Origin of the sequence: Janthinobacterium silvisoli, from assembly GCF_014200725.1 — a bacterium.
GTDB lineage: Bacteria > Pseudomonadota > Gammaproteobacteria > Burkholderiales > Burkholderiaceae_D > Janthinobacterium.
This window is the reverse complement of record NZ_JACHCL010000002.1, coordinates 858,565-882,087: the sequence shown is the minus strand read 5'-3', so window position 1 is coordinate 882,087 and position 23,523 is coordinate 858,565. Positions and strand designations below refer to the sequence as shown.

Sequence of the window (23,523 nt, the reverse complement as noted above, 5' to 3'; positions counted from 1 at the left end):
ATAGAAGAAGCGATAAACAATGAAGAATAAAATGATTTTCGGCTTCCACGCCGTCACCTCGCGCCTGCGTCATGAAGCGGCGACCGTGGAAGAAATTTTCGTCGACGCCAGCCGCGTCGATGGCCGCATGAAAGACATGATCGCCGCCGCCAAGGCGGCCAATGTCCGCGTGATGCCGGTCGATTCGGCACGCCTGGACAAGATCGTCGGCACGCGCCGCCACCAGGGCGTGATCGCGTTTGCCTCGCAATTGTCCTTGGCCCGCAACCTCGATGAATTGCTGGACGCCATCGATGGCCCGCCGCTGCTGCTGATCCTGGACGGCATCACCGATCCGCACAACCTGGGCGCCTGCCTGCGCGTGGCCGACGGCGTTGGCGCACATGCAGTGATCGTGCCGAAAGACCGCGCCGTGGGCTTGAACGCCACCGCCGCCAAGGTCGCCAGCGGCGCCGCCGAAACCGTGCCTTACATTACCGTAACGAATCTGGCGCGCACCATGCGCGACCTGAAAGAGCGCGGTATCTGGCTGATCGGCACCTCCGATGATGGCGAAAAAGGCTTGTACGAAGCCGATTTCACGGGCCCGACGGCCCTCGTCATGGGTTCCGAAGGCGAAGGCATGCGCCGTCTGACGCGCGACACCTGCGACATTCTGGTCAACATCCCGATGTTCGGTTCCGTCGAGAGCTTGAACGTGTCGGTTGCTTCCGGTGTCTGTCTGTACGAAGCCCGCCGCCAGCGCATCGCCAAGGAAGGCTGAAACGTTCTGAACGTTTTGTAGCTCATCTTGATCGGCCGCCAGCCTGACGCTGGCGGCCGATTTGCTTTCGCCTCCAGCATTTCCCCGCCGAATACGCTACCATTTGCCTCCCACCTTACAGTTTTTTATTATGTTCCACCACCTGCGCGAAGATATCAACAGCATCATTGAACGTGACCCGGCTGCCCGTAATGGCTGGGAGGTGCTGACCTGTTATGCGGGCCTGCACGCGATCGTCATGCATGGCTGGGCGCATTGGTGCTGGCTGCGTGGCCTGAAGTGGGTAGGGCGCTTTATTTCCTATATCGCCCGCATCATCACGGGTATCGAGATTCATCCGGGCGCGGTGATTGGCCGGCGCGTCTTCATCGACCATGGCTTCGGCGTGGTGATCGGCGAGACGGCCGTGGTTGGCGACGACTGCACCATTTACCAGGGCGTGACCCTGGGCGGCACGTCCCTGCACAGCGGCACCAAGCGCCATCCGACCCTGTCGCGCGGCGTGATCGTCGGCGCCGGCGCGCAGGTACTGGGCAGTTTTACGGTGGGCGAGTACGCCAAGGTGGGTTCGAACGCGGTGCTCCTGAAACCCGTGCCGGCTGGCGCCACGGCCGTCGGCAACCCGGCCCACATCGTGCAAAAGGATATCAACGCCCTGCGTGAAGGCAGCACGGCCCATCTGTTTGCCGCCTATGGCGTCACGCCGAACGGTGATGATCCCCTGTCGAAAGCGCTGCAAGGCTTGATCACGCACGCGGTGGCGCAGGAAGAACGCATCGAAACCATCCTGGCGACCCTGAAGGCGGCGGGCATCTGCTGCCAGGCTGTGCCGGAATGTGATAAATTGGATTCTGAGCAAATGAACAAGCTGGTCGATTAAGGATAAATGCATGAGTACAGAAGTAACGGCTGAAACAAGTAGCGATAACCCCAATCTGCTCGATCCGTTCGAGATCCGCGTACTGGCAGTGCTGGCTGAAAAAGAGGCGCTGACACCAGACAGCTATCCGCTGTCGCTCAATGCGCTGACCAATGGCTGCAACCAGCTGTCGAGCCGCGACCCCGTGATGGCCCTGAGCGAAGAAACCGTGTACGACGTGCTGCAGCGCTTGATGCAGCGTAAATTCGTCAACGGCATTACGCAGGCTGGCGCGCGCGTCGCCAAGTATGAACACCGCATGCGCATCAAGTGGTCGCTGGAACAGGACAAGCTGGCCATCTTGACCATTTTGATGCTGCGCGGCTTGCAGACGGCCGGCGAAATCCGCAGCCGCAGTGGCCGCATCCATGAATTCAAGTCGGTGGCCGAAGTGGAGTCCGGCTTGCAATTTTTGATCGATAAATACCCGCCGCTGGTCGCGAAACTGGCCGTCGCTCCCGGTGCGAAAGAGCCGCGCTACGGCCACTTGCTGGGTGGTGCAGAAGCGCTGGCCCAGATCGAGACAGCGGCCGGCTACGCAGGCGCTGTCAGTGCACCGCAACAAGGCAGCCGGGTGGCCCAGCTGGAACAGGAAGTGCTGCAACTGCGCAGCGACTTCGACGGCCTGGCAGCGCAGTTCGAAGCGTTCAAGAAACAGTTCGAATAAGCAGCATACACCAGGCAATACCGGCTCTCACATCTTCCCGCGATGGGCTGGATTGAGATAATCATAGGCGACGGTCCCTAGCGGCAGCGTCAGGTCGGCCAGGATATGTCGGGCCGAGAGGATTTCCAGTACCGGCAGCACTGCGACAGGCGCCAGCGCGTGGGCATTGAGCTGCAATGCGCCGGGGCCGGTCCAGGCGCCCTTGACGTTCACCTCGGTCAGGCTGTATTGCACCAGTTCGCAGATGCGCGCCGTGCCATCCACGTGGGGGATGATCTTGAGCAGGAATGCGGGTGCTTCCAGCGATTTCTTGGCTGTCGCCAGGTCCAGCGCCCGGTGTTTATAACCCATGGTGCCGGTGGCAACGCGGAAGTCGCTGTAGTCGAGCGTGCCGCTCAAGGTGTCTTTGTGGATGCGCAACTCCGGATCGCCCAGTTTTTTCGGGAAACCCCATAATTCGCGCCCGGCGGCGATCGGCGGGTGGTCGTTCAGATACATGCTGAGCACGAAGCCGCCAGCCACGCCGTCGAGCGTGACGGGGATCACCTGGCCCGACTCGCAATAGTGGCCAAAACCGGTCGAATCGGGCATGTTGATGAATTCAAAATTCACTACCGGCTCGACAAATTCCAGTGGCGCGGGGATCAATGCGCGCAAGGCGTCCGGATCGGTACGGTAGCTGATGATCAGGTATTCGCGATCGACAAAGCGGTAAGGACCAGGCGGAAAAGCAGGGTTGTTGATGGGCATGGCAAAGGCATTGCGGAGGACGTCATCTTCGGTCATGGCAATAAAGCTCCCGGTTGGCGTTGCATGGATGCCGCAATCGAAAGGCTGGAAATGCTGCATTGCGGTATGAGCCAGTATAGCCAGAAACCGGCCTGGGCATGCGTTTTGCCGTGCGCGCCCCCGCTGCCGCAGTGAAGTCGCAAGTGACAGGCGTGATTGCTCAGGCAACTACCGCAGAAGTTTCCAGAGAAAACCCTTCATCGATCCAGCCGGTAATTCCTCCCGGTATGATCTTGACGGGGCGTCCCAGCCTTGCCAGACGGATCGCCGCGCGCGCCGCGCCGTTGCAATGGGGGCCGGCGCAATAGGCCACGAACAGCGTTTCGGCCGGAAACCGGGCCAGCCTGCTCTTGATGATCTTTCCATGCGGCAGATGCAGCGCACCGTTGATATGGCCAGCGGCAAATTGTGCGGGGCCACGCACATCGAGCAAGATGAAATCGTGCTGGCCGGTGGCCAGTGCATGGTGCACGTCCCAGCAATCCGTTTCGAATTGCAGGATGGCTTCAAAGTGGGCCAGCGCGATGGCCTGGGGTGCTGCAGCAATTTCAGTAACGATGGACATCTTCAAACTCCGCTTGGGTTGGTGTAGGCAGATTATCGATGTCGGTGGAAGCTTGTGATAGTGGCGCAAACGTCAATATGCGGTAAGATTGCGCCATGAAGAATCACGCCATGAACAAGCATCTTGTCGTCGCGCTGGCCTATGACCGGCTGTGCACCTTTGAATTCGGTTGCACGGTTGAATTGTTCGCGCTGGATCGTCCTGAGCTGGGTGTGCCCTGGTATGCATTCGCCGTCTGCGCGGCAGAAGCCGGGCCGATCCGTGCCGCCGGCGGCATCTCGGTGCTGGCGCCGTTTGACCTCGATCTGCTCGACCGCGCCGACACCATCATCATTCCCGGCTGGCGCGATGCCGATGAATTGCCGCCGCCTGCCTTGCTGGACAAGATTCGGACCGCCCATCAGCGCGGCGCCCGTCTGTGTTCGATTTGCTCAGGCGTCTTTGTGTTGGCTGCGGCCGGGGTGCTCGATGGCAAGCGAGCGACCACGCACTGGCGATATGCCGAGCGCCTGGCCCTGCGCTATCCGGCGATTGAAGTCGAGGCCGACGCACTGTATGTCGATGTGGGACAGATCATTACCTCTGCCGGTTCAGCCGCCGGCCTGGACATGCTGCTGCATCTGGTGCGCCGCGACTATGGCGCCAGGGTGGGGAACCTGGTGGCGCAGCGCTTAGTCGTTGCGCCGCACCGCGAGGGTGGCCAGGCACAGTTTGTACCGCGCCCCATGTCGCTTGACGAAGGTGGCCGGCTGGCTGGCCTGATGGACTGGCTGCGCGCGCATCCGGCGCTGCCGCACACTGTGCGCTCGATGGCGCAGCATGCGGCCATGAGTCCACGCACCTTGCAGCGCCAGTTCCAGCAAGCCAGCGGGCTGGGGCCGATCGACTGGCTGATACGGGAAAGGGTGGCAATTGCCCGGGAGCTGCTGGAGTCGCCCCACACGCCGCTGGCGCAGGTGGCCGAACTGGCAGGTTTCGGCTCGGAAGAATCGTTGCGCCGGCACTTCCGCCGGCTGGTATCCACCAGCCCAGGCGCCTATCGGCAACGTTTTTGCAGCGGTCCGGAAACGTTACGTGAGGTGCAATAAACCTCGGTGTTGCTAGCGCGGCTTGCAATTCGTACGGCTATTGTCGGCGATGCCGGTAATGAGCCAGCGGCCATCCTGGCGCACCAGGGTCACGATATCGGTGCCGCAGTGATGCAGTTTGTCATTGAGGATAAAGTCATACGGCGCCCAGATCATGGCGATATTGTCGTCTATCTTGACCAGCGGATCGTAAATCGGCTCTTCATATTTGTCCGCGCCGAACGGAATCCGGTCGGAAAATACCGACAGCTTCAATTGCACCAGCTTGCCATCGCGTACCAGGCTGGCGCTGCCATCGGGCGTCAGGACTGACTGCATCATATTCTTGTCATGCAGCTTGAGGCCATCGAGCAGCGTAAGCAAGGGCGCCAGTACGGCGCGTTCTTCTTCGGTCGGCGCGGCATGCGCCGGTCCGCTCAGTGCCTCCAGCGCGGTGACAGCGCCCAGCATGGCAGGCAGCCACTGGCTGCGTTTGCCGGCACTGCGGCCGGTTTTGGTGCGTGGATTCGATAGTACGAGCATGGTTGTCTCCTTTGGCTCAAGAAAGTGTACGGCGACATCATATGCGATTTAATTGGACTATGGAAAGTATTATGTATATTACCATTTTCTATGGTTTATCAGCCATCGGGGCACGGTATTACGGCAGGTTTTGAAGACGTTTTTTCAGGCCGCCAGCACCACCCGCACGCTATCGCGCCCGCCTCGCTTGGACTCGTACAAGGCCGTGTCGCCCAGTTCCAGCAAGGCCGTCAATCCTGCCGGTGGCCGCTCGAACAAGGTGCCACCGATGCTCAGGGTCACCGCCTTCGGTGTGGCAAACGCTTCTTGCGCCATCTGTCCGAATGCCTCGCGCAAGCGATTGGCCAGCATCAAGATACTTTCGCTGCTGGCTACACGCAGCAGTATCACGAACTCGTCGCCTCCCAGCCGTGCTGCCAGCGCGTCTTGCGGCAGGGCGCTGCGGATGATTTCGCTCAGGGCCACCAGCAATTTGTCGCCGGCGCCGTGGCCGTGCAAGTCATTGACCTGCTTGAAGTTGTCGATGTCGATCAGCAGCAGGGCGCCGGGGCTGGCCGGCGAGGCCAGTTCGAGCAGCTCAGGAGCGCGCATGAACAGGGCGCGGCGGTTGTAGAGCGCGGTGAGCGGGTCGCGCGCAGCGATCTGTTCGATGCGTTCTTCGCGGCGGTGACGTTCGGTGCCGGTCATCGACAAGGCGATCAGCATGATTGCAATGGTGCCTTCCACCAGCGAGATCTGGATCACTTCGCCACGGAAGGCGGCCAGGTCGACGAAGGCATCGAGCGCCACGGGCACGCCTGCCTTGACGAGATAGAACAGGCCATGCAGCAGCAGTACATAGCGCAATTGCACCGCGCCCACGCTCAGGGACACGCCATGGGGGCGCAGCAGGAAGCTGGCGCGCAGGGTCAGACCGGCAATCAGCAGCGACTGGATGACGAACATCAGCTTGGACCACCAGGGTTCGTTGGGAACCAGCAGCATCGCCAGCCAGACGACGGCAATCAGATACCAGGCGCGCGACAAGCGAATTTGTGTGAATCTGGCCACGCCAGCCAGGAACAGCCAGTGGGCGGCGATCAGCAAGCCGTTGGCAAACCAGATACCGATCAGCAAAAAACCATGGCTGCGCAACAGCGCCAGAATGGATCCCACCGTGATGACAGCGAAGCCAGCGCTCCAGAACAGCAGCGATTCCTCGCGCACGCTGCGCCATTCCACGGCCAAATAGAGTGCAGCGGCGGCGGCCAGGGCGGTAGTGAGTATGAGGATGGTGGATGGGTCGAGTGCCATGAATAAGAGATGCGTGAGCTTGCTCAAACGGACTGATGAAAAGAGGGCGGCTATTTTAGCGCCTTCAAAGCCAAGTTTAGCCCATCTTTGTTAACCAGAAGTACCTGAAGTATATTGCCCTCAAGAATAAATATGCCACAGCATCGATGCTGCTGGCCACGTGGCGCCACTTTGGGCAAGGCTAAATCGATAAGGTGGTTAAAAAATCAAGCACTGGCTCAGGAAGACGCTACACTGGCAAACATCGGCCTGGTGGTGGCGTGCTCGAAGCTGCACGCCAAGACAACTATTTTCATTATTGATGAGTCCAACAATGCACGCGTTCTTTGAACACTATCTGCCTGCTGAACCTGAGGCGGCGTATCTGGCGCCTGGCATATCGATGCTGGCGGAAATCTGGTTTGATATCACGCAGGATGTGCAGTCCGCAGTGCAGCGGTGGGAGCAAACGGGTTTCATCAGGCTTGATGTTGCCAGCGAAAACCAGCATGAACGGGCAACATTTTGTCGCCATGCAGTCAGCATTGCTGCATCGCTCGTCATCTACCGGCCCCCGCCGTCGCCGCCCGAGCCTGTTTATCTTGCACCTCAATCGATGGCGGCGCGCAGGCAGGCGGAACTTGCTCCCAGGTATGGGGCAGCCACCATCGTCATCGATAGTATTCCTGTCGCACCCTCCACCCACATCGGCCCCAAAGTCTGTCCGGTGGCGCTAGTCAGCCTGGTGCGGACGGCTGAGCTCCCAGGCATGCTGGCCACATGGCAAAACAAGGGATTTGTGGTGCTCGGTAGCAGTGATCTGCTCATCAAGAATAATGAGATGGGATTTTCGGAGGGTTTGCGCCAGGCCGCGGTGGCAGCCGGCGCCTCCCTGGCTTTTTTCCAGATCACGCCGGCCAAGGTACGTGCCGTGCAACGCAAGGCAGACGGGCGCATCGATATGGATGCCGTACGCGCCGATCCGCCAGTGAAAATGTCCCCCGGCGGAAGCAGCGTGGTGCAGCTAGTTTTGCTGGCGCCTGTGTCCCTGCATGCGCGGGAACTTGCCGAAGCCGAGTTTGGCAGCAGTCATGTGCCGATCGGGCTTGAAGAGAGCAGTCCCGTCACCGTTCCCCCAGCGACTCTGAAAACGTCTTCGTGATCGGCTTGGTGAGATAGCGCAGCACGGTCTTGCGGCCGGTGTTGATTTCCACGGTGGCCGTCATGCCGGGCTGGATCAGGATCGGCAGGCCGTTCTTGCCGACCAGGTTGCGTCCGCTGGTCTTGATCTGCACGCGGTAGTACGGCTGTTCATTGCCCTTGTTGTCTTCGCTGAGCGTGTCGGCGCTGATGTAGCTGACGTTGCCACGCAGGCGCCCGTAGATGCCGTAGTCGTAGGCGTCGAGCTTGACTGCCGTGGGCAGGCCGGGCTTGATGAAGGCGATGTCGGCCGGTTTGACCTTGGCTTCGATGATCAGGTCGTCGTCGGTGGGCACGATCTGCAGGATTTCCTCGCCCGGTTTGGCCACGCCGCCCAGGGTGGTCAGGCGCACGTTGCGCACGATGCCGTCGGTAGGCGCGTAAATGTCGGTCGAACCCAGCTGCTCCTTGCGCTGGGTCACCGTTTGCTGCACGCTGGCCAGATCTTCCTGAGCTTTCACCAGGTCGGTCTGGCTGTCTTGCAGATACTTGTTGCGCCGGTTCGTGATTTGCGCCTGGATGTCGACCACCTGGCGCCGCAGCTTGAGCACGTCGGCGCGGCTCACATCGCCCGTTTCCAGCAGCGGCAAGTTCATTTCCAGCTCTTCCTTGATCAGCTTCATGGCGCTTTCCAGCGCATTGACTTCTTGCCGCACGGCGTCCTGGCGTTTGTTGAACAGGGTCAGCTGGTTGGCGCGAAATTCCGGGTACGCCTGCAGCTCGGGCGGGAATTTCGGCGTGCCGCCAAACACTTCCGCCTGCAGGCGCGCCACGGCCGCCTTCAGGCCGGCCGCCTTGGCCGTGCTTTCCAGGTAGCTGGTCTCGGCCCGCGTGCGGTCGAAGCGCGCCAGCAATTCTCCCTTCTTCACCACGCTGCCTTCATGCACGCGCAGTTCGGACAGTACGCCGCCGTCAGCCACCTGGATCACCTGGTTGCGCGAGCTGGCGATCACCTGGCCATTGGCGCGCGTGACCTGGTCCAGCTCCGCCCACGATGACCAGGCGATTACGCCGCCCAGCGCCGCCGTGCAGCTCCAGATCAGCACGCGGCCGCGTTTTGTTTCCTGTTTCGTTACCTGCTTTGCGTCGTTCATGCCACTGCTCCCTGTGCGCTGACTGGTGCCGCCGCCGGTGGTACGGCTTGTGGTTTGCCCGATAGCTTGGCCAGCACAACGTCGCGCGGGCCGTCGAGCAGCACGCGGCCAGCCTGCAGTACCACCAGCCGGTCCAACAGCGGCAGCAGGGCGTTTTTATGGGTGGTGGCGACCATGGTCACGCCCTCGGCCGCCAGCTCGCCCAGCAGTCCCACGATGCGCGATTCCGTTTTGGCATCCATGGCCCCCGTCGGTTCATCGAGCAGCCAGATCTTCGGTTTGGCCAGCAGTAGCCGCGTCACCGCGATTAATTGCCGCTGGCCGCCCGAGACGCCGCGCCCGCCTTCCGTAATCGCCAGCGCCAGTCCGCGTGGCTGGCCCAGTATCAGTTCGATCAGGCCGGTGCGCTTGGCTGCCGCCAGGATGGCTTCCTCGCCGGGGTCGGCCAATCCCAGCAGCAGGTTGTCGCGCAGGGTGCCACTGAACAGCCGTGTCTCTTGCGGCAGGTAGCCGACCATTTCGCGCACCACCGGCGGCGCCAGCAGCGCCATGTCCACGTCGCCCAGGTAAGCCTTGCCTTCGGACGGCAGATACATGCCCGACGCCAGTTTCAGCAAGGTGGTCTTGCCCGAGCCGATGGCGCCCACCAGGCCGACGCGCTCGCCGGGACGGATGGCCAGGTTGTCCACTTCCAGCGCCACTTTTTGCGCGCCGCCGTAGGTAAAACGGATGCGCTCGAAGCGCAGTCCGGTCTCCAGGCTGCGCGGCGTCAGCGCGAACTGGGCGTTGTCGGCCTCGTTGGGCAAGGTGATGACTTGCTCCAGGCCGTCGATCGAGGCACGTGCATGCGCCCATTGCACCATTACGCCGGGCAGCTGCACGATGGGCATCAGGGCGCGGTTGCTGATGATGGTGCACGCCATCAGGGCGCCCATGGTCATCTGGTTTTCCGCCACGAACCAGGCGCCCATGGAAATCAGGGCCACGTTGGTCAGCTGCTGGAAGGCGGCCGTGATGTTTTGCGACAGGGCTGCATAGTCGCGGATATTCTGTTCCGCGTGGCTGGTCTCGGCCACCAGTTCGGCCCAGCGCGCCTGCATCATCCACTCGGCGCTGCTGCCCTTGAGTGTTTCCACGCCATCGACTGCTTCCACCAGCAGGCCAGCCTTGCGGTTGCTGGCGTTCAGATTCTTGCGCGTATGGCTCTGGATGGCGCGCTGGAACATCAGGCCGCAGATCAGGGCCAGCGGCAGGGCGACCAGCGGCACCATCACCAGCCAGCCGCCGATGATGGTGATCATGGCCAGGAAGATCAGCGCGAATGGCACATCCGTCAGCACGAACAGCGAGGTCGAGGTCAGCACGCCGCGCACCATTTCGAAGCCCTTCACCTGCGCCGCCAGGGTGCCTACCGATGGCGGGCGCGCTTCCATGCGGATGCCCAGCATGCGCTGGAAAAACCACTGCGACAGATCGTGGTCGACTTCATTGCACGAGTGGTCGACGATGCGGGCGCGCACCTGCTTGAGGATGAATTCCAGGATGATCGACAGCGCCACGCCCACCACCAGCACCCACAGGGTGCTGAAGCTCTGGTTGGGAATCACGCGGTCGTACACCTGCATGGAAAACAGCGACGTTGCCATGGTCAGCATGGTGACCAGGGCGGTGGCCAGCACGGCGTCGACAAACACGCTTTTCTTTAGCCACAGCGCATCGCGCACCAGGCCCAGCGCACCGGGCTGGGCGCCGCTCTTTTCGCTGCGCCGGGGCAAGCCCACGCAGGCCAGGCCGGACAGCGATTCGAGCTGCAGCGGGCGGCCGTCGACGCTTTCGCCCTGCCAGGCGCCGTCCGAACCGCGCGACTGCAGTAGTCCCCAGCCGGTGCTGGGGCTGTAAATGGCAAACGGCAGTTCGCCCGGCGTGGGATCGTGCAAGGTGCGCGCCGTGCCTTCCAGCCCGGCCGCTAGCCACACGGCGCTCAGCACGGCGCTGGGGCCGGCGTCTTCACTCACTTCGTCCAGCTGGCGCTGCAGGTCGGCCAGGCGGGCGGCAGCCAGATGCTGGCCCGTCAGCCGCGCGGCCCGTTCGATCAATGTCAGCAAGCCATGTTTGATGGAGGTATCCACGCTGTCTCCTGTTGGTGTTTTGATGCTATTTTTTTGATGCTGTTAATTGCCGCGTGCCGCGCTGACCGGCGCCGTGCGCCCGGCCAAGGTGCCCGTCTGGGCGGCCAGGCGCAGGCTGGCGGCAATGGCCTGGGCGCGCGTGTCTTCCAGCGTGAACTGCGCCTGGGTTGCTTCGCGCACCGCATTGAGCACATCGTTCCAGGTCTTGCGGCCGATCACGTACTGGCGCGTATACGATTCAAACACCTGGGTCGAGGTGGTGCTTGCCTCGCCTGCGTTGCCCAGGCGCTGGCGGCTCGCTTCAGCCTCGTTCCAGTCCAGCGTAAAGCGTTCGCGCACATCGCGTTCAGCCGCATCGTGGGCCGCGCGCGCGCCTTCGCGTTTGGCCACGGCGGCGTCCACGCCCGCCTTGGCCGACAGGCCGGCGCCCGGCTGCGCCTGCAATACCAGCATGGCGCGCGGATGGTTGTCGGCATTGATGCCGCCGGTGGTTTTTTCCAGGCGCAGCAAGACCTTGGGCATATAGGCCGAGCGCTGCACGGCGATATCCGAGTCGGCCGCCTGGGCCTCGAAGTCGAGGCGGCGCAGGGTGGGCGAATAGGCGACAGCCTGGCGCAGCACCAGGTCGAGCGTGGCGTCGGGCAAGGGTTCCGCCACGCCGATGCCGGTGCCGGTGACCACGCGCACGGGTTTGCCGACCAGCTGCGACAGTTGCGCCAGCGCGTTTTCCAGTGCCTGGCGCACGTTCGAGGCATCGTTGGCCGCCTGGTACATGCGCGATTCAGCCAGGCGCTGGTCGGTTTGCGAACTGACCGACTGCGTTACGCGGCGCTTGATGATGTCCAGCAGCCGCTGATGTTCGGCCAGCCCTTCATCGGCCGAACGCATGCGGGCTGTCTGGCGCAGCGCTTCGGTATAGGCGGCGATCACGCGCAGCGACAGGTTCAGGCGTTCTTCCTCGATGGCCGAGCCGGCTGCATCGAGCCGGCTGCCTGCCGCCTCGATACCGGCGTTGATGCGTCCGCCGCTCCATAGCGGCTGGTCCACCCGCATTACGCCGCCTGCTTCCTGCGAGCCGGTAGGCACTTCCGCCGATACGCTGGGGTAGCGCTGCCAGCGTGCGCCTTCCAGGTCGGCCTGCGCTGCCGCCTGCGCCGAGCGTTTGCCCTGGACGGTGGGGTGGGTTTGCAGCGCCTGCTGCAAGACCTGGTCGAAGGTCCAGGCGGTGGCGCTCTGGGCACTGGCGGCGGATGCTGCAGAAACCATTATCACGGCCGCCAGTACGGCTGTGATCGATGGCAGGAACCCGGACCAGCTGGTACGGGAGTGATGCAACGCTGGCAGACTGCGTAATGTCATTCGTGATTTTCTAGCCTTGCGGCCTGAAGGTCATTCATGGTCGGCAACCGTTGCCGCAGGGGCAGCACCTCATCGCGCTGCTCCTGCGGTGTTTGTTGCTGGCTTACCTCCTGTTTCCGGCCGCGAGGTCAGACATGGAAGTTGGCTGCCGTCAGCTGCGTGATATTCACGCCGCTCAGCACCACCAGTGCCGTGTCGATGGCATGGGCGTTGCTGAGGTCACTGGAGTGGTAGACGGTAACCGCGCCATTGTTTTGCGCATCGGCGATGACGATGTAGCCCTGGCCCGACAAGATGCTGCTGTCTGCGGCGATGGCGCCGGCAGCGTCATGGATGGACACGGCCGTGTTGTCGAAAATGAACAGGTTGTCGGCGCCAAAGTCGGTATGCAGGTTCACGCCGACCGCCACCGCAGGCGCCAGGTTGGCGATGCCCGACAGATCGATGACGTCGCCGCCAGCCGTCGGTGCGCCGATATGGAAGCCATCGAGCACCTGAGGACTGTTCTGCGCTTGCTGGCTCAAGGCCAGCAAATGGGCCGCATCGGTCTGGTCTGCGATTGTCTGGGCGTGGGCCGCCGCTGCCGCATCGGCATCTGCCACGGCCGTCAGCGCAGGCGCATCCGTCAGGTCGGCATGCGCCTGTGCCTGGGCTGCCGCCGCTGCTGCCGCATCGGCAGCCAGGCTCAATGCATGGGCATCGGTCAGGTCTGCCGTATGGGCGGCGGCTGCTGCTTGCGCGGCTGCCGCATCGGCTGCCAGGCCCAGGGCATGGGCGTCGGTCTGGTCGGCAATCGTCTGGGCGTGGGCGGCGGCGGCTGCATCGGCATCCGAAACCTGTGCCAGCGCTACTGCGTCGGTTTGATCGGCGATCGCCTGGGCATGCGCTGCCGCCACATCGGCCGCTGCCGCTGCTGCGTTGGCCTGGGCGGCTGCCGCATCGTCGGCATGGGCCGCGGCGGCATTCGCATGTGCCTGGGCGGCGAACGCTGCCGCTTGTGCGGCTGCCGCATCATCGGCCTGCGCCGCATGGGTTGCAGCGGCCGACGCGGCGGCGGCGGCGGCCGCTGTCACTGCCGCATTGTCGGCTGCCACGGCGGCGTTGTAGGCTGCCTGCGCGGTGACGACGTTGGCGGCTGCCTGCGCGGCTGCCGCATCGTCTGCCTGGGCATGCTGCGCGGCTGCCAGCGAGGTTGCCGCCTGGGCGGAAGCTGCGGCGGCAGCTGCATCGTCGTTGTGCGCTGACTGTGCCGCTGCTTGCGCAGCGGTGGCGGCGGCGGCCGTGGTGGCGACGGCCGCATCGGCGGCCAGCGCTGCCTGGTAGGCCGCTGCGGCATGGGCCGCGCTGGCGACGGCGGTAGCGGCAGCATTATCGTCTTGTTGCGCGCTGATGGCCGCAGCCTGGGCGACGGCGGCAGCGGCTGCCGAAGCGGCAGCGACAGCATCGGCATGCTGGGCTGCCGTGGCGGCGTCCTGTGCTACCTGCGCAGCTGCCGCCAGGGTAGCGGCACTGGCGTCGTCGGCCATGGCAGCCAGGTAGGCGGCATGGGCGTTGGCGGCGTTGGTGGCCGCCACGGTGGCGGCTGCATCGTCGGCCTGGGCGGCCTGGGTCGCGGCCAGCGACAGGGCTGCCTTGGTGGCGGCCGCTGCGGCGGCGGTATCGTCAGCATGCGCCTGCTGTGCGGCTTGCTGCGCTGCGGCAGCTGCGGCAGCTGCGGTTGCTGCAGCAGCGCTGTTGTTTTGCGCGGTTAGCAGGGCAGCCTGGGCGGCGGCGGCCGTGGCGGCAGCTGCAGCGGCGTGGGCGTCGTCAGCCTGAGCCGCTTGTGCCGCTGCCTGCGATGCGGCTGCCGTGGCGGCAGCCTGGGCGGCGGCTGCATCGTCCGCCTGGGCTTGCGCTGCGGCAGCATGGGCGGCAGTGGCATTGGCATGCGCCTGTGCGGCTGCCGCGTCGTCCGCCTTGGCGGCGTTCCAGGCAGCGAGCGCCTGTGCGGCGGCGGCGTCGGCTTGTGCGGCGTTATTGGTGAGCAACTGAATGTTGGCGACGACATCGAGCGAGTGTTGCGCGGTGGCGGCAGTGGTGCCAACGTTCAGGCCGATAGCCAGGTTAGCCTGGGCCGCTTGCAATGCCGCATGGGCCGCCAATGCCGTAGCGTCAGCTGCTTGCGCGGCATTGGCCAGGTTCTGTGCGTTCAGTGCTGCTGCTACCGCTGCTGCTGCGGCTGCATCATCATTGGCAGCGCTCGTTGCGGCTGCTTGCGCCGCGGTGGCGATGTTCTGCAAGTTGGTTAATACGTTGCCGATCTGCAGAGCGTTGAGGAAATTATGGGCTGCAGTCAGGACGTTATTGGCATTGAGCGCTGCGTCATCCGCGTTCACCGCAGCCTGGTAGGCGGCCAGCGCGTTTGCCGCGTTGGTGGCGGCCGTGGCGGCGGCGGCATCGGCGGCATGTGCGGCCGCTGCAGCGTTTTGCGCTGCCGTCAGATTGGCCGCCGCGGTGACTACTGCCGCATCGTCTGCCACCGCGTGGTTGTACGCGCTCAATGCTGTCGCCGCTGCGGTAGCGGCGGTGGCGGCGGCGTTCACCAGCCCTTGTGCCGTTTGCGCGGCAGCCTGCGATGCTGCCGCTACCGTTGCGGCGGCGGCAGCTGCGGCATCGTCGGCCTGGGCATGCTGGGTCGCCGCCAGAGAAATGGCGGCGGTGGCTTGCGCTGCTGCTGCCGCATTGTCGGCAGCGATAGCCGCCGCGGCGGCCGCTTGCGCATTGGCGGCGGCGATGGCCGTGCTGGCGGCGGTGGCATCGTCTGCCAATGCCGCGTTATAGGCGTTCAATGCATTTTGTGCGATCGCCGCGAGACTGGCCGCCGTCGCATCGGCTGCCTGCGCCGCTTGCGTAGCCGCCAGCGAGGTGGCGGCAGTGACCGCCGCAGCCGCAGCCGCGGCATCGTCGGCCAGTGCCGAATTGTAGGCGTTGAGCGCATTCTGGGCCGTGAGCGCCGTGGCCGCTGCACTGGCGTCGGCGGCCAGTGCCGCATTGTATGCGGCCAGCGCATTGGCAGCCGTGGCGGCGGTCGATGCCGCTGCTGCATCGGCTGCTTGCGCAGCCTGGTAGGCGGCCAGCGAGGTGGCGGCGACATTCTGTGCCGTTGCCGCTGCTGCGTCGGCCGCTTGCGCAGCCGCGTAGGCCGCTTGCGAGGTGGTAGCCAGGGTAGCCGCCGCCGTGGCCGCATTGTCCGCCGCGATAGCGTTGTTCAGCGCCGTCAGCGATGCCGCTGCCGTAGCGGCGGTCGATGCCGCTACCGCATCGTCGTTTTGCGCCGATACTGCTGCCGCGTGCGACAGCGAAGCGGTGGTAGCCGCCGTGGTGGCTGCCAGTGCCGCCACCAGATCGAGTGGATGGGCGGCGGAATAGGCGGCCAGGGAGGCGGCATTGGCGGCATCGTTGTTGGCGGTCGCCGTCAGTGCGGTGGCGTCGGTCAGGGCAGCCTTGGTGGCGGCCACGGTGGCTGCTGTCACGTCCAGCGTATGCTGCGTGGCCAGTGCGACGGCGTCCGTCAGGCCGGCCAGCGTGGCTGCTGCGGCGGAGGCAGCGGCATTGGCGGTGGCCGTCACTCCCAGCGCAACGGCGTCCGTCAGGTCGGCAGTTGCCTGCGCTGCCGTGGCTGCGGCGGCATTGGTGGTGGCAACCACGCCAAGGGCCACTGCGTCGGTCAGGTTGGCGGTGGCTGCTGCTGTATTGGCAGCCAGCGTGGCTGCTGCAGAGGCCGTGCCCAGGGCGACGGCGTCGGTCAGGTTGGCGGTGGCGGCCGCCGCGTTGGCCGCGGTGGTGGCGGCAGCCGATACGAGGCCTAGTGCGGCGGCGTCGGTCAGGTTGGCAGTCGCCTGCAAGGTCGCTGCTGTGGCTGCATCGGCCGTCGAGACCAGGCCCAGCGCCGTGGCGTCAGTCAGGTTGGCAGTGGCGGTTGCCGCGTTGGCGGCCGCCGTAGCGGCGGCCGATACCGTGCCCAGCGCCGTGGCGTCGGTCAGGTTGGCGATATTGGCGGCGGCCGTCGCGGCAGCTTGCGCGGCGGTGGCGATGGCGCTGAGGGCGCCGGCGTCCGTCAGGTTGGCCGTTGCCTGCAAGGCCGCTGCGGTAGCGGCATTGGCCGTCGACACCAGGCCCAGCGCAGTGGCGTCGGTCAGACTGGCGATACTGGCTGCCGTGGCAGCGGCCAGTGCATCGGCATTCGAGATGGCTGTCAGGGCGGCGACATCGACCCCGTTGGCGGCGGTGGCAGCAGCAGCGGCAGTGGCAACTGCCGTGTTATAGGCCACGCCCAGCGCCGTTGCATCCGTCAGGTTGGCGGTTGCGGTCACGCTGGCCAGCACAGTATTGGCTGTGCTAACGGCGGCATCGAGCACATTGGCGTCAGTCTGGTCGGCCGTTGCCTGCGCTGCTGCCGCTGCTGCGGCGGCAGCGGAGGAAACAATGCCAAGGGCGTTCGCATCGGTCAGCGCTGCCGTAGCGGCGGCGGCGGTGGCGGCGGTGGTCGCTGTCGCGAGATCCGCAGTGGCGCTGAGCAGTATCGCCGGGCCATTGAGCAGCCAGTTGGCGGCCGCATTGGTGGCTTGTGTTGCTGTCGCTGCCAGGGCTGTGGCATCTGTCAGGTTGGCGGTGGCCTGTAAAGTGGCTGCCAGATTGGCTGCGCTCAGGGCATTGGCGACCAGCGTTGCCGTATTGCCCGACAAGGCCTGGTCGGCAGCGTTGGCCGCCGTTTGCGCCGTGTTGACCGCCAATTGCAGCAGGCTGGTATCGGGCGAAGCGCCCAGGCCCGCAAGGATGGAGGTATTGATGGCCAATGAGGCGGCGGCGTTATCGTTGTTGGAGGTGGTTATCGCCGCGTTCAGATCGAGCAGGGTGAGCTGGTTATGTGCCGCTTGTGCGTTGGCTGCTGCCTGGGTATAGGCTGCCCCAAGAGCCGTGGCGTCCGTCATGTCGGCCACGCTTTGTGCATTGGCCGCATTGGTATCGGCGGTGGCAGCCGCTGCTGCCAGGGCCGAGGCATCGGTCTGGTTGGCAGTGGTTTGCGCCGCTGCTGCCGCAGCGGCGTCGGCATTGGCCTGCGCCGTCAGGGCCGTGGCGTCGGTGAGGTTAGCCTGCGCCGTCGCGGCAGCCGAGTTGGCGGCCGCTGTGTTGTACGCTGCCTGCAGTGAGGGGACGTCGGTTAGTGCGGCCAGCGCGGCGGCAGTTGCCGCGTTGGCGGCGGCGGTGGCTGCTGCCGCATCGAGCGCGTTGGCGTCGGTGGCGTCGGCCAGCGTCGCGGCAGCTTGCGCGGCGGCGGCATCGGCATCGGAAATAGCGGCCAGCGTAGTGGCGTCTGTCAGGTCAGCCTTGGCGGCTGCGGCCGCGGCCAATTGCTGGGCAGCAGTGTCCGCCTGGCCCAGGGCGACGGCGTCGGTGGCTGCCGCTACCGTGGCGGCATTGGCGGCTGCGGTGGCGGCCGCATCGGCAGCCTGCTGCAACGCCACCGCGTCGGTGGCGTTGGCGTTCATGGCATCCCATGCGGCCACGCCAGCGGCTGCATCGGCTGCTGCGGCCAGCGCCACGGCGTCGGTTTGCGCGGCCACGGCGCTGGCTGCATTGGCTGCATTCTGTGCGGCAGTTGCCGCCAGGCCCAATGCAGTGGCATCGGTGGCGTCGGCCAGGGTGACGGCATTGGCTGCCGTAATGACCGCTGCTGCAGCGATACCGTCGAGCACATTGGCATCGGTGGCGTCGGCGGTCGCTTGTGCGGCGGCGGCGGCGGCCGCATCTGCATTCGCCGTGGCCGTCAGCGCTGCCGCATCGGTCAGGTTGGCCTGTGCCGTGGCGGCCGCGGAGGCCTGGACGGCAGCGGTCAGTGCGACACCAAGGGCATCGGCGTCGGTAGCGGCAGCCAGGGCTGCTGCAGCTGCTGCGTTGGCGGCATCGGCGTCGGAGATGACCGCCAGTGCGGCGGCGTCAGTGAGATTGGCTTGCGTCTGTGCGGCGGCTGCTGCGGCATCGGCTGCTGCGGCGGCGGCGTCGAGTGCATTGGCATCCGTCAGATTGGCCTTGGCATTGGCTGCGTCGGCGGCAGCATGCGCTTGCGCCGCCGCCTGGGCGGCGGCGGCTGCCGCGGCATCGTCGTTTTGCGCCGAAGTGGTGGCGGCCAGCGAGGCCGCTGCCGTGACAGCGGCTTGGGCCGCCGCATTGTCTGCATTGGTCGCGTCGACTGCTGCTGCCTGTGCTGCCTGTGCTGCTGCGGCGGCAGAAGCGGCCAGGGCATCGTCGTTTGCGGCTGAATTGGCTGCTGCCAGTGCAGCGGCGGCGGCGGCTTGTGCCTGCGCCGCCAGTTGATCATCGGTGACTGCCGCATTGGCAGCTGCCTGCGCTGCTGCGGCCAAGGCTGCCGCCGTAGCGGCAGCAGCGTCGTCTGCCAGTGCGCTGTTGGCCGCAGCGAGGGCGGCGGCAGCAGCCAGCACGGCTGCATCGCTGATGGAGGTGACTACCGATGTGTGTGTGGGATCAGTACCGCCTGTGCCACCCGTACCGCCTGTGCCACCCGTACCACCAGTGCCACCAGTGCCACCAGTGCCGCTGCCGTCGCCCTGGCCTCCTGTCGAACCACCAGTGCCGCCCGTACCGCCCGTACCCCCACCAGTGCCACCCGTACCGCCAGTACCACCAGTACCACCACCCGTGCCACCCGTACCGCCAGTACCTCCACCCGTGCCGCCCGTACCGCCACCGGTACCGCCCGTGCCGCCCGTACCGCCACCGGTACCGCCCGTGCCGCCCGTACCTCCACCGGTGCCACCCGTGCCACCTGCGCCTGCGCCGGTGGCGGCTGTCGTGCCGCCACCACCGGCGGCAGCCGCCACCAGGCCCAGGCCGCCCAACAGACCCAGTCCACCCAGTCCGGTCAGACCACCGGCGGCGCCCGCACCCGCACCCGCACCTGCACCGGCGCCAGCACCGGCTACGTCAACGACGTGACCGCTTGGTATTGCTGCGCCGCTTGCGTCTACACCCGCACCTACACTTGCACCTGTAGCCGTGTTGTTGCCGCTTTGTGGCGTGCCGAGGTCGGCTGTGCCACTGGCCTGGCCTGCTGCCGCGCTACCATCGCCGCCAGCCAGAGCTCCTGCGGCAACCGCTGCTGCCGTTGCGGCGGCAATGCCGGCGCCGTCGCTACCTGCGGCACCGCCGTTACCGGTGACTTCAACTACGTTTTCGGGAGGCATCGCCTGGTCGGCATTGAAGCCTTGCACCAGTTCTTCTTCATCCCCGCGTTTTGTCTTGTCTGTTTTCTGCGCCGCACGTGCGGTTTTGCCGCCAGACAACACTGTGGCGTCGGCATTGGCTGGATTGACTGGGCTTGCTGCTGGAGTAGGAGTGGTGGCCATTTGAAAATCTCCGGAAGAGGGTATGTATGGTTAGATTTTTAATCTAATTAAAAATTACTGAATATGAATTCATTTCCTGGTATTTCCGCGGCGTGGCTTGGGCCGTTGTCTGGTGCTGCAAGCTTGCTGATGTGTGTAGTGGCAAGTAAAACATATTTGTCAAAAAAACGCTGAGTGAAAAGAACAGCTATCTGAAATATTAAAAATGTCATTTAAATATTCATTTTCCAAGCCGGATCACTGTGCTCTCTCAAGCATTTTTTTGAACTGCTCTTGTCTCGGCGCTGCGCGTGTTTTGCAAGTCAAATATCTGCATTGCCACTCTGATGATAGTTTCGAATTTGAAACTTTCAATTTCATTTTGATCACGTATGACGACTATATTCTGTCAAGCTTTTCTAAAGGGAATAATCACGAATTGTCACGAAAATGCGGTTTTTATTGCGGGCTCGGGCTGGACTGCGATGTTTTCAAGGATTTCTTTTGAAAAGTAACTGGCTATCAAATTTGTAGTTGTTGCTTTTTAGGCTGGTTATTGTCAAATATGATTGATAGGTAGATGCGATAGAAATAATTATTTGTAATTTTATTATCTGCTTGTGAATATCAAATGAATAGTCTGATTATGGTTGTGGGTTTGGAAGGGCATTACTATCGATTGCGTAGTAATTGAAAACCTGGCTTATATATGTTTCTTTCATAAAAAAACGCCCCGGCAAGCGGGGCGTTTCTGGTTTCTGTTTAGCGTCAGGCGGCAGGTACGCCGTCGCTATCAGCTTGATCTTGCGGTTAAGCTTGCTCTCGCCAGCCACGCAGGCGGATGCCTGCGTAGACCATGGTGGCGCTTCCATCCTTGCCTTCGGCAACGCTACTTTGTACGGCTTCACGAACCAGGCGGTGATGCAGGCACCGTTGCCCTAGGCGCGGATGCATCCATGCGCGGCAAGCTCCAGGGCAATCTCAGGACGCGGCGTAAAAGCGGTAGCGCGCGGTATAGGGCACCCGCGCTTCCTTGCCGAGGCTGGCTGCCGTGCAGCCATCGGCCGGCGCATTGCCGGCGCCGGTTGCCAGGCGCTGGATATAGGTCACGTGGCTGAAGATGCCCGTACCGCTGACCGACTTGGCAGACAGCAGCAGTTGCGCAATCGCCTTGCCGGCTGGATCGTCCTGTTTGGCCTGGACAGCGCCCACGACCTTGCTGCCGTCCGGGCTTTCCCAGCTTGGGCCGGCATAATGCCTGGCGACGCTGTTACCCGCCGCGTCGAACAAGCTTGCCTCGGGCGCCTTGAAGGCCCATTCGGTGTGCGCCGGATCGGCCTTGGCGGCACTGCAGACATAGATCTGCACGCCGGTGGCGCGGGCGTCCAGCACCAGTTTTTGCCCTGCAGGTACTTGCAGCGCCTCCGGTACGGCCAGCGGTGGCAAGCTGGTGGTGGCGCAGCCGGTCAGGGCCGCCAACAGGGTCATGCCAGAAAAGGTATTGCCAAAAAAAGTGCGCGTATTCATGGATGGGATCTTTGGTGTGATTTTGTTAAAGGTTTCCAGTGTGAATTAACATACTAGCGCAAACGAACGAAAACTAAGGCAAACCAACTTTATCAACCAGATCCAGCGCATTGCACAGCGCCGCACCGGCCGCTGTATTGTCGAAGATGCACCAGCTGTCTGGCGCGGGGTGCTCGCGCAGTTCGGTGGCCAGGGCATCGAGAAATGCAGTGGAGTAATCCGAGTAATAAATCTTCGGCCTGCCGTGCAGGCGGATATAGGCGACCTCGGTTGTTGGCTGGTGCGGCCCTGGCTGGCCTGCAGGCGGATCGGCGCGTACGCGCGTGATGGCGTGTTCCTGCAGCAAGGCCGTGGCTGCTTCATCAAACCAGCTGGCGTGGCGCGCTTCGCAAGCCAGCATGCAGGATGAGCGCTGGCGTAGCTGTAGGAAAAATTGCGCAGCGACGCTATCGTCAAAACGCAGGCTGGGTGGCAGTTGCACCAGCAGGCAGCCCAGCTTGTCCTTCAGCTGCATCACTTCCCCCATGAACCGCTGCAGTTCCTGCCAGCAGTCCCGCAGGCGCAATTCGTGCGTGATGCGGCGCGGCAGTTTGACGCTGAAGCGGAAGGTCTCGGGCACGCTGTCTGCCCAGCGCGCGTAGGTGGCCGGCTGGTGCGGGCGATAAAACGAGGAATTGATTTCCACGCTATGCAATACACGGCCATAGCGCTGCAGATGGCTGCCTTCAGAAGGGAAGTGGTGGGCGGCGGCGCTGGAAATGCTCCAGCCGGCCGTGCCGATGTAGGGAGTGTGCATGCAGCCATTACAACAAGGCCAGGCGGGCGCGGCTATCGGACAAACGCCCGTCTGGCGGTCGGCGCAGATCTACTCGATGATGCTGCCGCCGAGGTCATGGCGCGTGATATTGCCGCGAGCGTCGATGGCGATCCAGCCGCCGCGCTGTGGGTGGGTATCGCATTCCCAGTCCGGCAAGACATAACGCAAGGTGTCGCCGGCCGTGTGCACGGCGGGGCGGTGCGTGTGGCCATGGATCATCACGGTGCTGGCGTGTTCGGCAAATACCTGGGCGATGGCGTCCGGCGTGACATCCATGATGTCGTACGATTTTTCGCCGTTGTGCTCGCGGCTGCGATTGCGCAAGCCGGCGATGATCTCTTTGCGTTGCTGCAATGGCATCGACAGGAATTGTTTTTGCCACGCGGGCTGGCGCACCATGGCGCGAAACTCCATGTATTGCACGTCGTTCGTGCATTCGGCGTCGCCGTGCAGCAGCACTACGCGCTGGCCGGCAATCGTGGCCACATGTGGTTCGCTGAGCAGGGTCGCGCCGGCAGCGGCGGCAAAGCCGGAGCCGACCAGGAAATCGCGGTTGCCGGCAATCCAGTACACATGCACGCCAGCATCGCTGACGGCGCGGATGGCCGCTGTCATGCGGGCATTGAACGGGTCTTCCAGATCATCGTCGCCGGCCCAGTATTCGAACAGGTCGCCTAATAGATACAGCGCTTGCGCATATTGCGCGTGGTGTTCCAGAAAGGAAAGAAAAGCCGCGCTGGTGCGCGGATGCGAGCTCTGCAGGTGCAGGTCGGAAATAAAGAGTGCGGCAGGCATTGTCATTGTTCAACGCTCCCTAAGTGTAAATTGCATGGAGAGACAAAAACGCTGCAATGCCTGTGATTCATGATGCGATAGCCTGATTACGCTGCTTCGACTTTTTCAATGATGACGTCTGCTACAGGCACGTCAGCAAACATGCCGGCGCGCGAGGTTTTTACGGCGCGGATGGCGTCGACGACTTCTTTGCCTTCGGTCACTTTACCAAACACGGCGTAGCCCCAGCCGTCCTGGCCTGGGTAGTCCAGGAAGCTGTTGTTCTTCACGTTGATGAAGAACTGGGCCGAGGCCGAATGCGGGTCCGAGGTACGGGCCATGGCCAGGGTGTATGGATCGTTTTTCAAGCCGTTCTTGGCTTCGTTTTCCACCGTGGTGTCGGCTGGCTTTTGTTTCATGCCTGGTTCGAAACCGCCGCCCTGGATCATGAAGCCGTCGATCACGCGGTGGAAAATCGTGTTGTTGTAGTGGCCGGCGTTCATGTAGGCCAGGAAGTTGGCGACCGTTTTCGGCGCTTTTTCAGCGTCCAGTTCAGCGGTAATTTTGCCCAGGTTGGTGGTGATGATGACGGAGGTCATGATGATCCTTAATAAATTAGATGAAAAATGATTTGAGCCTGCGGCTAGCCGTGGCAG

At 63.6% G+C, this 23,523-nt stretch carries 17 protein-coding genes; 5 read left to right on the top strand and 12 right to left on the bottom strand.

The window, feature by feature from the left end:
- Positions 1–19 precede the first annotated feature (19 nt).
- From rlmB to HDE75_RS14090, 3 genes are all read left to right on the top strand, one after another.
- A complete protein-coding gene (rlmB, locus tag HDE75_RS14100) occupies positions 20–763 on the top strand; it encodes a 23S rRNA (guanosine(2251)-2'-O)-methyltransferase RlmB (protein ID WP_183677076.1) in 744 nt (247 codons plus the stop codon).
- 130 nt (positions 764–893) lie between these two features.
- A complete protein-coding gene (cysE, locus tag HDE75_RS14095; RefSeq protein WP_183677077.1) occupies positions 894–1,643 on the top strand; it encodes a serine O-acetyltransferase in 750 nt (249 codons plus the stop codon).
- 10 nt (positions 1,644–1,653) lie between these two features.
- A complete protein-coding gene (locus HDE75_RS14090; RefSeq protein WP_183677078.1) occupies positions 1,654–2,349 on the top strand; it encodes a YceH family protein in 696 nt (231 codons plus the stop codon).
- A 27-nt stretch (positions 2,350–2,376) separates the two neighbouring features.
- On the opposite strand, the gene HDE75_RS14085 is transcribed toward HDE75_RS14090, so the two are convergent.
- Positions 2,377–3,135, bottom strand: a complete 759-nt coding sequence (locus HDE75_RS14085) for an acetoacetate decarboxylase (protein ID WP_183677079.1) — start codon at positions 3,133–3,135, stop codon at positions 2,377–2,379.
- A 163-nt stretch (positions 3,136–3,298) separates the two neighbouring features.
- Positions 3,299–3,703 (bottom strand): rhodanese-like domain-containing protein, encoded by a 405-nt coding sequence (locus HDE75_RS14080; RefSeq protein ID WP_183677080.1) that lies wholly within the window; start codon positions 3,701–3,703, stop codon positions 3,299–3,301.
- 110 nt (positions 3,704–3,813) lie between these two features.
- Between HDE75_RS14080 and ftrA the strand changes: the two genes are divergently transcribed.
- Entirely contained in the window at positions 3,814–4,791 is a 978-nt protein-coding gene (gene ftrA, locus HDE75_RS14075; RefSeq protein ID WP_183677081.1) for a transcriptional regulator FtrA, read from the top strand.
- A gap of 12 nt (positions 4,792–4,803) precedes the next feature.
- On the opposite strand, the gene HDE75_RS14070 is transcribed toward ftrA, so the two are convergent.
- Together HDE75_RS14070 and HDE75_RS14065 are read right to left on the bottom strand one after the other, a co-directional pair.
- Complete coding sequence (locus HDE75_RS14070) at positions 4,804–5,313, bottom strand: nuclear transport factor 2 family protein (protein WP_183677082.1); 510 nt, start codon at positions 5,311–5,313, stop codon at positions 4,804–4,806.
- Between the two features lie 144 nt (positions 5,314–5,457).
- Positions 5,458–6,606, bottom strand: a complete 1,149-nt coding sequence (locus HDE75_RS14065) for a GGDEF domain-containing protein (protein ID WP_183677083.1) — start codon at positions 6,604–6,606, stop codon at positions 5,458–5,460.
- A 313-nt stretch (positions 6,607–6,919) separates the two neighbouring features.
- Between HDE75_RS14065 and HDE75_RS14060 the strand changes: the two genes are divergently transcribed.
- Positions 6,920–7,747 carry a hypothetical protein gene (locus tag HDE75_RS14060; RefSeq protein ID WP_183677084.1) on the top strand — a complete coding sequence of 276 codons (828 nt, stop codon included), beginning with the start codon at positions 6,920–6,922 and terminating at the stop codon, positions 7,745–7,747.
- Here the strand turns inward: HDE75_RS14060 and HDE75_RS14055 are convergent.
- The 8 genes from HDE75_RS14055 to HDE75_RS14020 all read right to left on the bottom strand — a co-directional run bounded on the left by HDE75_RS14055 (position 7,710) and on the right by HDE75_RS14020 (position 23,466).
- Positions 7,710–8,879, bottom strand: coding sequence for an HlyD family type I secretion periplasmic adaptor subunit (locus tag HDE75_RS14055; protein WP_183677085.1), 1,170 nt, complete (start codon positions 8,877–8,879; stop codon positions 7,710–7,712). The genes HDE75_RS14060 and HDE75_RS14055 overlap by 38 nt on opposite strands.
- Complete coding sequence (locus HDE75_RS14050) at positions 8,876–11,008, bottom strand: ATP-binding cassette domain-containing protein (RefSeq protein ID WP_221291861.1); 2,133 nt, start codon at positions 11,006–11,008, stop codon at positions 8,876–8,878. The genes HDE75_RS14055 and HDE75_RS14050 overlap by 4 nt, the downstream gene beginning before the upstream one ends.
- A 42-nt stretch (positions 11,009–11,050) precedes the next feature.
- The gene (locus HDE75_RS14045; RefSeq protein WP_183677086.1) at positions 11,051–12,367 is read right to left on the bottom strand and encodes a TolC family protein; all 1,317 of its coding nucleotides are present in this window, start codon (positions 12,365–12,367) and stop codon (positions 11,051–11,053) included.
- Positions 12,368–12,495: 128 nt separating this feature from the next.
- Positions 12,496–19,770: a hypothetical protein gene (locus tag HDE75_RS14040; protein ID WP_183677087.1), complete on the bottom strand. Its 7,275-nt coding sequence runs from the start codon at positions 19,768–19,770 to the stop codon at positions 12,496–12,498.
- A 960-nt stretch (positions 19,771–20,730) separates the two neighbouring features.
- On the bottom strand, positions 20,731–21,276 hold the full coding sequence (locus tag HDE75_RS14035) for a DUF3455 domain-containing protein (RefSeq protein WP_260174049.1): 546 nt from the start codon (positions 21,274–21,276) through the stop codon (positions 20,731–20,733).
- A 73-nt stretch (positions 21,277–21,349) separates the two neighbouring features.
- Entirely contained in the window at positions 21,350–22,072 is a 723-nt protein-coding gene (locus HDE75_RS14030; protein ID WP_183677088.1) for a DUF72 domain-containing protein, read from the bottom strand.
- A 69-nt stretch (positions 22,073–22,141) separates the two neighbouring features.
- The gene (locus HDE75_RS14025) at positions 22,142–22,888 is read right to left on the bottom strand and encodes a UDP-2,3-diacylglucosamine diphosphatase (protein WP_183677089.1); all 747 of its coding nucleotides are present in this window, start codon (positions 22,886–22,888) and stop codon (positions 22,142–22,144) included.
- An 86-nt stretch (positions 22,889–22,974) separates the two neighbouring features.
- Positions 22,975–23,466: a peptidylprolyl isomerase gene (locus HDE75_RS14020; RefSeq protein WP_183677090.1), complete on the bottom strand. Its 492-nt coding sequence runs from the start codon at positions 23,464–23,466 to the stop codon at positions 22,975–22,977.
- Between the last annotated feature and the right edge of the window lie 57 nt (positions 23,467–23,523).

Coding starts and splice junctions, on each gene's coding strand:
- rlmB (WP_183677076.1), top strand. CDS start 20: ATGAAGAATAAAATGATTTTCGGCTTCCACGCCGTCACCTCGCGCCTG.
- cysE (WP_183677077.1), top strand. CDS start 894: ATGTTCCACCACCTGCGCGAAGATATCAACAGCATCATTGAACGTGAC.
- HDE75_RS14090 (WP_183677078.1), top strand. CDS start 1,654: ATGAGTACAGAAGTAACGGCTGAAACAAGTAGCGATAACCCCAATCTG.
- HDE75_RS14085 (WP_183677079.1), bottom strand. CDS start 3,135: ATGACCGAAGATGACGTCCTCCGCAATGCCTTTGCCATGCCCATCAAC.
- HDE75_RS14080 (WP_183677080.1), bottom strand. CDS start 3,703: ATGTCCATCGTTACTGAAATTGCTGCAGCACCCCAGGCCATCGCGCTG.
- ftrA (WP_183677081.1), top strand. CDS start 3,814: ATGAACAAGCATCTTGTCGTCGCGCTGGCCTATGACCGGCTGTGCACC.
- HDE75_RS14070 (WP_183677082.1), bottom strand. CDS start 5,313: ATGCTCGTACTATCGAATCCACGCACCAAAACCGGCCGCAGTGCCGGC.
- HDE75_RS14065 (WP_183677083.1), bottom strand. CDS start 6,606: ATGGCACTCGACCCATCCACCATCCTCATACTCACTACCGCCCTGGCC.
- HDE75_RS14060 (WP_183677084.1), top strand. CDS start 6,920: ATGCACGCGTTCTTTGAACACTATCTGCCTGCTGAACCTGAGGCGGCG.
- HDE75_RS14055 (WP_183677085.1), bottom strand. CDS start 8,879: ATGAACGACGCAAAGCAGGTAACGAAACAGGAAACAAAACGCGGCCGC.
- HDE75_RS14045 (WP_183677086.1), bottom strand. CDS start 12,367: ATGACATTACGCAGTCTGCCAGCGTTGCATCACTCCCGTACCAGCTGG.
- HDE75_RS14040 (WP_183677087.1), bottom strand. CDS start 19,770: ATGGCCACCACTCCTACTCCAGCAGCAAGCCCAGTCAATCCAGCCAAT.
- HDE75_RS14035 (WP_260174049.1), bottom strand. CDS start 21,276: ATGAATACGCGCACTTTTTTTGGCAATACCTTTTCTGGCATGACCCTG.
- HDE75_RS14030 (WP_183677088.1), bottom strand. CDS start 22,072: ATGCACACTCCCTACATCGGCACGGCCGGCTGGAGCATTTCCAGCGCC.
- HDE75_RS14025 (WP_183677089.1), bottom strand. CDS start 22,888: ATGCCTGCCGCACTCTTTATTTCCGACCTGCACCTGCAGAGCTCGCAT.
- HDE75_RS14020 (WP_183677090.1), bottom strand. CDS start 23,466: ATGACCTCCGTCATCATCACCACCAACCTGGGCAAAATTACCGCTGAA.